Origin of the sequence: Mesorhizobium sp. M1307 (genome assembly GCF_040318155.1) — a bacterium.
In the GTDB taxonomy this organism is placed as follows: Bacteria; Pseudomonadota; Alphaproteobacteria; order Rhizobiales; family Rhizobiaceae; genus Mesorhizobium.
In genome coordinates this window covers 21,330-34,099 of the sequence record NZ_JAMYLR010000001.1, presented here as the reverse complement: position 1 = coordinate 34,099, position 12,770 = coordinate 21,330, and the positions used below count along the sequence as shown (strand labels likewise).

Here is a 12,770-nt window from a genome sequence, read left to right as displayed (position 1 = left end):
GCGCCATGCTGCACCAATGCGGTTAAATTCCGGTGAGACGGTGGAACCTCCAACCCGCGACACGCTCAGACCGATCGGCTCAGGCGGCTTCCGCCTCGTTGCGTGATGCGAAACTGGAGGCTCGCCCACGGCCGTATTGCCGTGGCGAACAGTTCATGACCCGCTTGAAGGCTGTGCTGAAGGCGCTTTCGGATTCGTAGCCGAGCGAAAGCGCTATGACGGCGACGGGATCGCTGGAATTCGTCAGCCGGTCGCCGGCCAGCAGCATTCGCCAGCGCGTCAAATAGTCCATCGGCGACGCGCCGACCGTCTCCTTGAATCTGAGCGCAAAGGTCGATCGCGACATGCCGGCCCGTTCCGCCAGTTCCTGTAACGTCCAGCCATGCGCCGGATCGTCATGCATCGCGCTGATCGCCGCGCCGATCTGTTTATCCGCGAGGGCAAAGAGCCAGCCGATGCCACCTTTCAATCCTTCCGAAAGATGCAGCCGCAGCGCCTGAACCAGCATCATGTGGGCGAGGTGCTGGATCATCAGAAAGCCGCCCGGCTGCGGCTTGCGCAGCTCCTGCATCATCCGCTCCACCGACCAGCGCAGCGCCGACTGGTCCGACTCTTTGCGGATATGCACAATGGCTGGCAGCATCCGCAACAGGATGCCGGCATGATTGCCGCCAAGCGCGAAGCGGCTGCTGACCAGAAAGAAATCACCACCGCCATTGTGGGTCACGACACCGCCGGCTCGCGCAGGCGGAAAAATCTTGACGGCTTCAACAGGCGTCAAGCTCATGTCGCTTGCAAGGCGGAAAGGCCGTCCACGCGGCAGCAGGAAGCAGTCTCCCGTCTCAAGGCGCACTGCGTCAGCAACGCCCTCCACAGATAGCCAGCACCGACCGGAGACCACCGCTCCGGTCTTGATGCTTTGCTGCTGGTCGGGGAACTGGATCGACCATTCACCACCAGCATCGAAACCGGCCGACATATAGTTTCGCGGCTTCAGCAGCGAGAGCACATCTGAAAGGGGATCCACAGGTCATTCCGGACGATTGCGAAGACAATACGGACTTTACCGCATAGATCGTATTTTCTCAAGCGCCTATCACGACACAACTGAGCCGCGAAAATGGTCGTGGTCAGAAACGAACAAGGAGAAGTCGTGATGCGTGTTTTCGTTACCGGAGCGACCGGATTCGTCGGTTCTGCCGTCGTTCAAGAACTCATCGGCGCCGGCCATCAGGTGCTCGGCCTCGCCCGCTCGGCGGCGTCGGCCAAGTCGCTTGCAGCCACCGGAGCCGAGGTGCATCGAGGTGACCTCGAAGACCTCGAAAGCCTCAGCAGGGGCGCAGCGGCAGCTGATGGAGTGATCCATACCGGCTTCAACCACGACTTCTCGAAATTCGCGCAAAATTGCGAGATGGACCGGCGCGCCATCGAGGCCTTGGGCGGTGCACTCGAAGGCTCCGAGCGGCCCCTGCTCGTCACCTCCGGAACCGCGCTCCAGGCGCGGGGCCGTATCGCGACCGAGGAAGATGCGCCTGTCCCCTCTTCCGCTTCGTATCCCCGCGCCTCCGAAGCGATAGCCGCCGCGCTGGCGGCACGCGGCGTGCGCGCGTCGGTTGTGCGCCTTCCTCCGTCGGTCCATGGCCAGGGCGACCACGCTTTTGTTCCTATTCTCATCGACCTCGCTCGCAAGAAGGGCGTGTCGGCCTATATCGGCGAAGGGCTCAATCGCTGGCCTGCCGTGCATCGGTTCGATACCGCCCGCGTTTACCGGCTTGCGCTCGAGCATGGAGCCGATGGCGGGCGATATCACGCGATCGCCGAAGAAGGCGTGCCGTTCAAGGACATCGCCGGCGTGATCGGCCGGCGCCTGAACGTGCCGGTCGTCGCCAAGTCCGCGGAAGAAGCCGCCGATCATTTTGGCTGGTTCGCGATGTTCGCGGCGATGGATGTCCCGACCTCGAGCGAGCGGACTCGCGCGCTGCTGGGGTGGGCGCCGAGCGGACCCGGGCTCATCGCCGATATCGACCAGCCGGGCTATTTCGAAGGCTGAACGGATCACTTAGCTGCGGTGCCCTTGCGCCGCAGCTACGGCCTCGCGCTTCGGCCGGGCGGCAAACCTATCCCAATTGCCCGAGCACCGGAAAATTCTCGAGCAGCCAGTATGACACCGCCTGCACGCCGCCGGTCAGGAAAAACACGCCGGCGACCACCAGCAGCGCGCCGATGGCCTTTTCGACACGCCCGAGATGGACGCGGAATTTTCCGAGAAAGCGCATGAAGGCGCCTGAAAACAGCGCCGCGACCAGGAAGGGAATACCGAGGCCGAGCGAATAGGCGGCAAGCAGCAGCGCGCCCTCGCCCACCGTCTCGCGGCCGCCGGCAAGCGTCAGGATCGGCCCCAGCACCGGGCCTATGCAGGGCGTCCAGCCAAAGGCGAAGGCCAAGCCCATGACATAGGCCGCGACCAGGCTGGCCGGCTTGCCTTGCGACTGGAAGCGCGCCTCGCGTGAAAGCAAAGGGATGCGCAGTACGCCGAGGAAATTCAGCCCCATCAGGATGATCAGCACGCCGGCCGCCATTGCCAGCGGCTCCTGCCAGACTCGCAGCAGATGGCCGATGGTCGAGGCGCCGGCGCCGAGCGCGACGAAGACGGTCGAAAAGCCGAGCACGAAGGCGATGGAGGAATTAACCAGCGCGCCTCGCGCACCGGCCTTTGCCGTAATGCCGGCCTCGCCGCGGAAATCGTCGACCGACACGCCGGCCATATAGCACAGGTAAGGCGGCACCAGCGGCAGCACGCAGGGTGACAGGAACGAAATCGCTCCCGCCCCGATCGCACTGACATAGCCGACGTCCAATGCCATTTCCGTCTCCCGATGACTGCGCAGCCATATAGCCGCGACAACGGCCGTCCGCCAATCACCATCGCGTGGCCCCATCACATTGGGTAGCAAGTCGACGCCCGCCCGGGAAGAAAGGGCAGCCAGGCAGCGTTGATCAAACGAAGCTGCGTTGTTCCGCGCGCTCTTCGAATGATCCAGGGAGAAGTCCATGAAAACGATCGCAATTGGCACGGCCGCGCTTTTGCTCGGCACTGCCGCATCCTTCGCCGCCGAGGCGTGGAAGGAAGCGGAAGTCGGCGGCACCAAGATCTACACCGACGCCAGCGGCATGACGCTCTACACCTACGACAAGGACGAGACGGGCAAGTCGAACTGCTACGACAAATGCGCCGCCAATTGGCCGCCGCTGAAGGCTGACGCCAACGCCAAGGCCGAGGGCGAGTGGACGATCGTCGACCGCACCGACGGCACCAGGATGTGGGCCTACGAAGGTAAGCCGCTCTACACGTTCATCAAGGACAAGAAGGCCGGCGACGTGACCGGCGAGGGTGTCGGCGGCGTCTGGCACATCGCCAAGGCCGACTAGGCCTTGAGCTTCTGATCGGCTGTAACAGGCGGTAACACGGTTGGTCGCTGGGAACTCGACTCAACCGCCCCGGCGGCCAGCTTTTCAGCACGGTACTTCCTTGCGACTGTCCGAGCAAAATGCCGGGCTACCGACTGCGCGCTTCACAGCATCTGTTCAAGCAGGGCTGGCGCGTGCTCGATGTTTCTCTTATATCCGCGGGAGAGTTTGTCCCGTTCTCCAGGATCAATTGCCGGGCTTGTCCAGCGATAAGCTGGCCATTTCCCTTAGCCAGGATTGCGGAAAATCGCATGGCGCCGTTGGGTTGCGCATTCGGTACAGGGCCGCATTTTGACTGCTTGGCCTTGACCGGATGCAAAAGCGCGGCCATGTGAGCGACACATTGAACGAGATTTCGTCGCGCGCAGCGGAATTCTTCTGCCGCATCACAACTGATATGAGACCGTATGGACGTCGTCGTCGTCGAATCGCCGGCCAAGGCCAAGACAATCAACAAATACCTCGGCAAGAACTACAAGGTTCTGGCCTCGTTCGGCCATGTCCGCGATCTGCCGGCCAAGGATGGCTCGGTGCGTCCGGATGAGGACTTTGCCATGTCCTGGGCCGTCGACACCGCGTCTGGAAAGCGTCTCGCCGATATCGCCAAGGCGGTCAAGGACGCCGACGGGCTGATCCTCGCCACCGATCCGGACCGCGAGGGCGAAGCGATCTCCTGGCATGTCCTGGAAGTGCTGAAGCAAAAGCGCGCGTTGAAGGACAAGCCGGTCAGCCGCGTCGTCTTCAACGCCATCACCAAGGCGTCGGTGCTGGAGGCGATGGCCAATCCGCGCCAGATCGACGCGCCGCTGGTCGATGCCTATCTCGCCCGCCGCGCGCTCGACTATCTGGTCGGCTTCACGCTGTCGCCCGTGCTGTGGCGCAAGCTGCCCGGCGCCCGCTCCGCCGGCCGCGTCCAGTCGGTGGCGCTGCGTCTGGTCTGCGACCGCGAATCCGAGATCGAGCGCTTCATCCGCGAGGAATACTGGCAGGTCGCCGCCATTCTCGGTACGCCGCGCAAGGAAAATTTCGAGGCGCGGCTGACCGCCTTCGAGCGCAAGAAGCTGCAAAAGCTCGACATTTCCAACAAGGCGCAGGCCGACGACATCAAAGCGATGCTCGAAGGCGCCAGCTTCAAGGCGGCGTCTGTCGAAGCCAAGCCGACCAAGCGCAATCCCGGGCCGCCCTTCACCACCTCGACGCTGCAGCAGGCAGCCTCATCGGGTCTCGGCTTTTCGGCCAACCGCACCATGCAGGTGGCGCAGCGGCTCTATGAGGGCATGGAGATCGGCGGTGAGACCACCGGCCTGATCACCTACATGCGAACCGACGGCGTGCAGATGGCGCAGGAGGCGATCTCTGCCGCGCGCGATGCGATTGCCAAGGAATTCGGCTCTAAATACCTGCCTGAAAAGCCGCGCGTCTATTCCGCCAAGGCCAAGAATGCCCAGGAGGCGCACGAAGCGATCCGTCCGACCGATTTCATGCGCACGCCGGCCTCCGTCAGGCAGTATCTCGACGCCGACCAGGCGCGGCTTTACGAGATGATCTGGAAACGCGCCATCGCCAGCCAGATGCAGCCGGCCGAGATAGAGCGCACCACGGTCGAGATCGAGGCAGTCAACGGCCCGCGCACCGCCGAGCTTCGCGCTGTAGGCTCGGTTGTTCGCTTCGACGGCTTCCTTGCCGCTTACATCGAGCAGAAGGAAGAAGATTCGGAAGACGAGGAAAGCCGCCGCCTGCCCGAGATCCGTCCCGGCGAGCAGCTCACACGCGAGGCGATCAACGCCACCCAGCACACCACCGAGCCGCCGCCGCGTTATTCGGAAGCTTCGCTGATCAAGAAGCTGGAAGAGTTGGGCATCGGCCGGCCGTCGACTTATACGGCGATCCTGAAGACGCTCGAGGATCGTGACTATGTCACCATCGACAAGCGCAAGCTGGTGCCGCAGGCCAAGGGCCGGCTATTGTCAGCCTTCCTCGAAAGCTTCTTCGAGCGTTATGTCGAGTACGACTTCACCGCTTCGCTGGAGGAAAAGCTCGACGAGATTTCCGACGGCAAGCTCGCATGGAAGGACGTGCTGCGCGATTTCTGGAAGGATTTTTCCGGCGCCGTCGCCGACATCAAGGAGTTGCGCGTCACCGACGTCCTCGATGCATTGAACGAGGAACTGGCGCCGCTGGTCTTTCCCGCGCGGGAAGACGGTTCGAACCCGCGCATCTGTCCGAAATGCGGCACCGGCAACCTGTCGCTGAAGCTCGGCAAGTTCGGCGCCTTCGTCGGCTGTTCGAACTATCCCGAATGCTCCTTCACCCGCCAGCTCGGCGACGCCGCCAATGCCAATGGCGAGAACGGCGGTGGCGAAGACGGCACCAAAGTGCTGGGCAAGGACCCCTATACCGCCGAGGAGATCACGCTGCGCAATGGCCGGTTCGGCCCCTATATCCAGCGCGGCGACGGCAAGGATGCCAAGCGCTCCAGCCTGCCCAAGGGCTGGACGGTCGATTCGATCGATCACGAAAAGGCGCTCGCCCTTTTGTCGCTGCCGCGCGACGTCGGCAAGCATCCGGAATCCGGCAAGATGATTTCGGCCGGGCTGGGGCGCTACGGGCCGTTCGTGCTGCATGACGGCACCTACGCCAATCTCGACAGCATCGAGGACGTGTTCTCGATCGGCCTCAATCGCGCCGTCTCCGTGATCGCCGAGAAGCAATTGAAGGGCAAAGGCGGCCGCAATGGCGGCACAGCCGCTGCGCTCAAGGAACTTGGCGAGCATCCTGCCGGCGGCGGCAAGATCGTCGTGCGCGACGGCAAATACGGGCCTTATGTGAATTTCGGCAAGGTCAATGCGACGCTGCCGAAGGGCAAGGATCCGCAATCGGTGACGATCGAGGATGCGGTGGCGCTCATTGCGGAAAAGGAAGCCAAGGGCGGCAATGGCGCCAGGAAGCCCTTCCGCAAAGCGGCCGTGCCTGCGAAGAAATCGGCTGCGGCCAAAAAACCGGCGGCCAGGAAAAAGGGATAGGACGGGTTGGCGCGCAAAGTCTCCGGAAGAAGCCACGGCGATCTGCGCACCGCCGATACCCGTGCCAAGGTCAGGGACAATTACCGGCCTTCACGCGACGAGATACTGCGTTACATCGCCGAAAATCCGGACCGCGCCGGAAAACGCGACATCGCCAAGGCGTTTGCGCTGCGCGGCGAAGACCGTATCTGGCTGAAGGACGTCTTGCGCGACCTGCAGGATGAAGGCCTGCTGACCAAGGAGCGCAAGCGGCTTGCCCGTGTCGGCGCCCTGCCCCACGTCGCGGTGCTCGACATCTTCGGCCGTGACGCCGACGGTGTGCTGCTGGCGCACCCGACCGAAGCGATTGGCAATGGCGAACCTCCGGTCATAGCGATCCGCGTGTCGCGCGGCGGCAATGGGCCGACGCCTGGCATCGGCGACCGCGTGCTGGCCAAGACCTTTCCGACCGACGATCCGGCAGGCCCCGCCTATACCGGCCGGGTGATGAAGATATTCGAGAAGCGCACCGATGCGGTTCTCGGCGTTTTCCGTGTGCTGAAGGACGGCACGTTCCGCATCGAGCCGGTGGAAAGGCGCCAGCCGGAGCTGGTCGTCGACAAGGAATTCCAGAACGGCGCCAAGAACGGCGATCTGGTCGAGGTCGAGCCGGCGCGGGCCTCGCGCTACGGGCTGCCGCGAGCCAAGGTTCTGGCGGTGTTGGGGTCGCTGACCAGCGAAAAGGCGGTCTCGATGATCGCCATCCACGCACACGACATTCCGCATATTTTCCCGGCCGACGTCATCGCCGAGGCGGAGGCGGTCAAGCCGGCGACGCTTGCCGGTCGCGAGGATTGGCGTGAGCTGCCGCTGCTCACCATCGATCCGGCCGACGCCAAGGATCATGACGACGCGGTGTTCGCCATGCCCGACACCGACGAGAAGAACGCCGGCGGCGTGGTTGTCACCGTCGCCATTGCCGATGTCGCTGCATACGTGCGCTATGCCACGGCGCTCGATCGCGAAGCGCTGAAGCGCGGCAATTCGGTTTATTTTCCGGACCGAGTCGTGCCGATGCTGCCGGAGCGCATCTCGAACGACCTCTGTTCACTGCGCGAGGGCCAGGATCGTCCGGCGATAGCGGTGCGTATGACTTTCTCGGCCGATGGCCACAAACTCAGACACTCCTTCCATCGCGTCATGATGAAGTCGGCGGCGAAACTCGCCTATCAGCAGGCGCAAGCGGCGATCGACGGCGCACCGGATGACACGACTGGCCCGATCGTCGATACGGTGCTGAAGCCGCTATGGGACGCCTACGCGATCCTGAAGCGCGGCCGCGACACGCGCCAGCCGCTCGAACTCGATTTGCCCGAGCGCAAGATCCTGCTCAAGCAGGACGGCACCGTCGACAAGGTCGTCGTGCCGGAGCGGCTCGACGCGCACAAGCTGATCGAAGAGTTCATGATCCAGGCCAATGTCGCCGCCGCCGAGACACTCGAGGCGAAGCGGCAGGCGCTAGTCTACCGCATCCACGATGCGCCTTCGCTCGCCAAGCAGGAATCGCTGCGTGAATTCCTGCAGACGCTCGGCCTGTCGCTGGCCCGCGGCGCGCAAATGCGGCCGAACCAGTTCAACGGCATCCTCGCTCGCGTGCGCGGCGCCGACAATGAGGGGTTGGTCAACGAAGTGGTGCTGCGCTCGCAGAGCCAGGCCGAATATTCGCCCGCCAATATCGGCCATTTCGGCCTCAACCTGAAGCGCTACGCGCATTTCACCTCGCCGATCCGCAGATATGCCGACCTCATCGTGCATCGCGGGCTGATTGCCGCACTCGGCCTTGGTCCGGCGGGCCTGACGCAGGACGAGGCGGAGCGGCTGGAAGAGGTCTCGGCGCTGATTTCGGCGACCGAGCGGCGCGCGATGGCCGCCGAGCGGGACACGGTCGACCGGCTGATCGCCGCCTATCTCGCCGAGCGCATCGACGACCGTTTCGACGCCCGCATCTCGGGCGTCACCAAATCGGGCCTGTTTGTCCAATTGCCGCAGTATGGCGCGGATGGCTTCATTCCGGTTTCAACCCTGGGCGGCGACTACTATATATACGACGAAACTGCTCGATCGCTTTTCGGAGAACGCACCGGCAAGGGCTATCAGCTTGCTGATCGCGTCGAGGTTCGCCTGATCGAGGTGGCGCCGATGGCCGGCGCGATGCGTTTCGAGATGCTGACCGAGCCAAAGCCGCTGCCCGGCTCCAAACGGTCGTTCCACAAGGCCAAAGGCCGCGCCCGGGCGTCGCAATCGCGTCCAGGCTCGCGCGGCAGGAGACGGTAATGCCAACAGAACTGCAGGTGGAAGAACGGATTTTCGGCGGCGAACATCACTCGGGCCGGACCGCCCGGCCGCTATGGACGGCAATGAAGCGCGGCATGCTCGGCCGCTGCCCGCATTGCGGCGAGGGCAAGCTGTTTCGCGCCTTCGTCAAGACCGTCGACAAATGCGATCATTGCGGCGAGGAACTTCACCACCATCGCGCCGACGACCTGCCGGCCTATCTTGTGGTGGTCATTGTCGGCCACATCGTGCTCGGCGCCTTCATGGGTGTCGAAGCGACCTCGACGCTGTCGACCTGGCAGCACATCGCCATCTGGGTGCCATTGACCATCATTCTCGCCGTCGTCCTGCTGCAGCCGGTCAAGGGCGCTGTCATCGGCCTGCAATGGGCGTTTTATATGCACGGCTTTGGCGGTGAAGAAGATCTGATCGAGTCGCATCCCGAGGCTTGAAACCGAGGCTGGCGCAAATCGGCATGGCTGGACGCCACTTTCGCATCGGAGAAGATTCCGCTAGGTCGAGCGCATGGACGTTATGACCAAGGCGGAAATCGACAAGGTTGCGCGGATCGCGCTCGATGCCAAGCCTATACGCCCGCGCGACGCCGCGACGCTGATCCTGCTCGACCGCAAGGGCGACGAGTTCCTGGTGCTGATGGGCCGGCGCCACGCCCGTCATGCCTTCATGCCAGGAAAATTCGTGTTTCCCGGCGGCCGCACCGATCCGGCCGACAGCCGCATCTCGATAGCCACCGCACTTCATCCCGAGGAAGAAGCGAGTTTGACCGCTGGCATCGGTCGCACCAGCCCGGCTCGCGCCCGCGCCATTGCCTTGTCGGCAATCCGCGAAACCTATGAGGAGGCCGGCCTGCTGATCGGTCAAAAAGGCGTGTTCGCAACCGGCAGGCGCGACTGGCAGGGCTTTGTCGAACACGGCGTCATCCCATCACTGCAAGCGCTGCGCTTCGTCGCACGCGCCATCACCCCGCCCAACCGGGTGCGCCGCTTCGATACGCGCTTTCTCGCCGCATGGCGCGACGATGTCGCCGTGCAACTGCCGGATGGCGGTCCGACCGACGAGTTGGAAGACGTCGTTTGGCTGCCGCTGGCCAAGGCCCGGCAAGCCGATATTCCAGACATCACGCGCACGGTCCTGGAGGAGCTGGAAACCCGGCTCGCCCGGGATCCGCTGCTGAGCCCCGGCGGTCCCGTGCCGTTCTACCGGCTTGTCCGCAATCGCTTCGTCCGCGAAATTCTCTAGAGCAGCCAGGCATTCCATGACAGTCGACATCCAGCCGCAGGGCAAGGAACGCGTACACTGGCTGCCGATGGTCGCGGCGATCTCGTCGATCAGCGTCGTCGGCATTGCCATCGGCCTTGGCATGCCGCTGCTCAGCGTGATCCTGGAAACGCGTGGCCATTCCGCGTCGATGATCGGTCTCAACACCGCGGTCGCCGGCCTCGCCTCTATCGCCGGCGCGCCCCTCGCCACCCCGCTCGCCATGCGGTTCGGGGTCGCCTGGACGATGCTTGCCATGATCGCCGCCGGGGCGCTGGCCTTTGTCGGTTTCCATTTCGCGCCAGCTTTCTGGATGTGGTTTCCGCTGCGCGTGCTGCTGCATATCGCGCTGACGGTGCTGTTCATCCTGTCGGAATTCTGGATCAGCACCTCGGCGCCGCCACACCGGCGCGGACTGGTCCTCGGCATCTATGCCACCGTGCTGTCTCTCGGCTTTGCCGCCGGGCCTTGGCTGTTCGCCCATCTCGGCAGCAGTGGCTTCCTGCCCTTCGGCGTTACCATCGCCTTGGTTACGCTCGCTGCCATACCGGTCCTGGCGGCACGCAACGAGAGCCCGACGATCGTCTCGGACGGCGAAACCAGCAATTTCCTGCGTTACATCTGGCTGGTGCCGACTGCGACCGCGGCCGTGCTGGTGTTCGGCGCAGTCGAGACCGGCGGCTTTGCACTGTTCCCGGTCTACGGTAGCCGCATCGGCTACTCAGAGGCGGACGCCGCCCTTTTGCTCACCATGATCGGGCTTGGCAACGTGCTGTTGCAGATCCCGATCGGCATGATCAGCGACCGCGTAAGCGACCGTCGCTATCTGCTGATGGCCTGTGCCACCGTCGGGCTTGCCGGCACGGTCTTCATGCCGTACTTCGCGCAGAACTGGCATTTGATGGCAGCGCTTCTGTTCGTCTGGGGCGGTGTGGTCGCTGCCATGTACACAATCGGCCTGGCGCATCTCGGCTCGCAGCTTTCCGGCCACGAATTGGCCTCCGCCAACGCCGCCTTCGTGCTCTGCTACGGCGTCGGCATGGTGCTTGGCCCGCAGGCGATCGGCATCGGCATGGACGCTTTCGGGCCGTCGGGCTTCGGTTGGGCGCTCGGCCTGTTCTTCGCCTGCTATATCGTGCTCGTCGGCACCAGGCTGCTCCGCAAAATCCTCTGAGTCGGCCAGCTGCCGACATCGCTCCCACTGCTGACCAACTCCTGACACAACCATGTCAGGAGGGCTCGAGTATATGCTCCCCAAAGTGCATAAGCAGGGAGACCTCGGATGATCGATAGTGGCTTTGAAACGAAATCGCTGCGGATGGAATTGCTGCTGCTGGTGACCTTTCAGGCACCGGCAGCCGATGTCGACCGCATCATGGAAGCGGTGGTCGCGATCGCGCCGCTCGGAATGGGCAAATATGACAGCAATGCCTTTCAGTCGGCGGACGGCATCGAACGTTACCGGCCGCTTGAAGGTGCCGCCGCCGGCGCCGAGACGGAATTGCGCAGGCGGTCGGGCACTGTCGAGGTGTCGTTCGAACTGCCCGATGACCAGAAGCTCGCCGCTCGCGTCGTCGAAGCGATTTACCAGGTTCACAGCTATCAGGAGCCGGTGATCCGGATTCAGCCACTGCTTGCCAGCCGCTCCAAGGGTCTCGACGACCGCGCCAACCCGAACCGCTGGTGGAACACGACGGGAGACTGGAAGAAGGCGTTGCAACCGGAAACCGTCGCGGCGGAGTGACCGGAACCTGGTCGTATCTCGGTTTGAATTTTGGCTGTCAGGAAGCCTGCCGATGAATGATGAAGCAAACCGCAAACCGGCAAGCGATCCCCAGGACCTGGCGCGGCTATTGGTTTCTCGTGAGCAAGCGGGAGACGCGGAAGGAATGGCTGCTCTTTACGAACCCGGTGCCATCCTCAATACCGGCAACGGACAGTTGGCCTGCGGCAGAGATGCCATCCGCCGATTTTACGCCAAGTTGGTGGCAGCGGGACGAAAGTTTGATCTCGGAGATCAGCGTCCGGCTATCATCAACAGGGATTTGGCGCTCACTTCCACGCGCCTTGCCGACGGCACCGTTACTGCGGAAATCGCTCGCCGGCAAGGTGACGGGAACTGGCTTTGGGTGATCGATCAGCCGTCCATCGCTCGATACTCATAGCCAGCATTCAAACTGAGACGCCACCCGGAGGACGGCCGGAGGCACACAGGAGCCTCCCGCGGCTGTCGGCACCCAATCAAATTGTCGGGTTTTGGTAGCACATCAATGTCCGCTTCGTCCCCAGCCTCCATCGGCTGGCAATAAACCCGGACAACTCATGTGCTACCTAATCCGGACAACTCATCTGCTTACGACACAGAACCTGGACAAGGGTTGACTTTCCGGGCGCGTTCTTTATGTGTCGCGGCAAGTTTCCCGCGTCCGGGTGTTTCCCCGTGCTCCAGCGGCCAAAACTCCACGAACATTTAACGGACGAATATCATGGCCAAAGCCGCAAACATCAAGATCAAGCTTCTGTCGACCGCCGACACCGGTTTCTTCTACGTGACCAGCAAGAACAGCCGCACCAAGACGGACAAGCTGTCGTTCCGCAAATACGACCCGGTCGCCAAGAAGCACGTCGAATTCAAGGAAACCAAGATCAAGTAATCGGGTTTCTCTCGCAGTACTGAAACGCCGCCTT

The 12,770-nt window shown here is 63.2% G+C and carries 12 protein-coding genes; 10 read left to right on the top strand and 2 right to left on the bottom strand.

The genetic code is table 11. The features are described 5' to 3' along the window. Window positions 1-79: 79 nt before the first annotated feature. Entirely contained in the window at window positions 80-1,027 is a 948-nt protein-coding gene (locus NKH16_RS00150; protein ID WP_352742570.1) for an AraC family transcriptional regulator, read from the bottom strand. A gap of 129 nt (window positions 1,028-1,156) precedes the next feature. Here NKH16_RS00150 and NKH16_RS00145 point away from each other — a divergent pair, with 129 nt between their 5' ends. After that, window positions 1,157-2,050: an SDR family oxidoreductase gene (locus NKH16_RS00145; RefSeq protein ID WP_352742569.1), complete on the top strand. Its 894-nt coding sequence runs from the start codon at window positions 1,157-1,159 to the stop codon at window positions 2,048-2,050. 67 nt (window positions 2,051-2,117) lie between these two features. Here the strand turns inward: NKH16_RS00145 and NKH16_RS00140 are convergent, their stop codons facing one another. Further along, a complete protein-coding gene (locus NKH16_RS00140) occupies window positions 2,118-2,864 on the bottom strand; it encodes a cytochrome c biogenesis CcdA family protein (RefSeq protein WP_352742567.1) in 747 nt (248 codons plus the stop codon). Window positions 2,865-3,051: 187 nt separating this feature from the next. On the opposite strand from NKH16_RS00140, the gene NKH16_RS00135 reads away from it, so the two are divergent. The 9 genes from NKH16_RS00135 (at window position 3,052) to rpmG (ending at window position 12,736) form a co-directional block, all read left to right on the top strand. After that, window positions 3,052-3,429 (top strand): COG4315 family predicted lipoprotein, encoded by a 378-nt coding sequence (locus tag NKH16_RS00135; RefSeq protein ID WP_352742565.1) that lies wholly within the window; start codon window positions 3,052-3,054, stop codon window positions 3,427-3,429. 446 nt (window positions 3,430-3,875) lie between these two features. Continuing rightward, window positions 3,876-6,491: a type I DNA topoisomerase gene (topA, locus tag NKH16_RS00130; protein ID WP_352742563.1), complete on the top strand. Its 2,616-nt coding sequence runs from the start codon at window positions 3,876-3,878 to the stop codon at window positions 6,489-6,491. 6 nt (window positions 6,492-6,497) lie between these two features. Beyond that, window positions 6,498-8,804, top strand: coding sequence for a ribonuclease R (gene rnr / locus NKH16_RS00125; RefSeq protein WP_502895041.1), 2,307 nt, complete (start codon window positions 6,498-6,500; stop codon window positions 8,802-8,804). Beyond that, a complete protein-coding gene (locus NKH16_RS00120) occupies window positions 8,804-9,256 on the top strand; it encodes a DUF983 domain-containing protein (RefSeq protein ID WP_023679976.1) in 453 nt (150 codons plus the stop codon). Before rnr ends, NKH16_RS00120 begins: the two co-directional genes overlap by 1 nt. A 73-nt stretch (window positions 9,257-9,329) precedes the next feature. Next, a complete protein-coding gene (locus NKH16_RS00115) occupies window positions 9,330-10,064 on the top strand; it encodes an NUDIX hydrolase (protein ID WP_352742561.1) in 735 nt (244 codons plus the stop codon). 16 nt (window positions 10,065-10,080) lie between these two features. Next, a complete protein-coding gene (locus NKH16_RS00110) occupies window positions 10,081-11,256 on the top strand; it encodes an MFS transporter (RefSeq protein WP_352742559.1) in 1,176 nt (391 codons plus the stop codon). 108 nt (window positions 11,257-11,364) lie between these two features. Beyond that, window positions 11,365-11,826: a YqfO family protein gene (locus tag NKH16_RS00105; protein WP_352619858.1), complete on the top strand. Its 462-nt coding sequence runs from the start codon at window positions 11,365-11,367 to the stop codon at window positions 11,824-11,826. 52 nt (window positions 11,827-11,878) lie between these two features. Continuing rightward, window positions 11,879-12,247 carry a YybH family protein gene (locus tag NKH16_RS00100; protein ID WP_352742557.1) on the top strand — a complete coding sequence of 123 codons (369 nt, stop codon included), beginning with the start codon at window positions 11,879-11,881 and terminating at the stop codon, window positions 12,245-12,247. Between the two features lie 321 nt (window positions 12,248-12,568). Further along, window positions 12,569-12,736, top strand: coding sequence for a 50S ribosomal protein L33 (rpmG, locus tag NKH16_RS00095; RefSeq protein ID WP_006201775.1), 168 nt, complete (start codon window positions 12,569-12,571; stop codon window positions 12,734-12,736). Window positions 12,737-12,770: the final 34 nt, after the last annotated feature.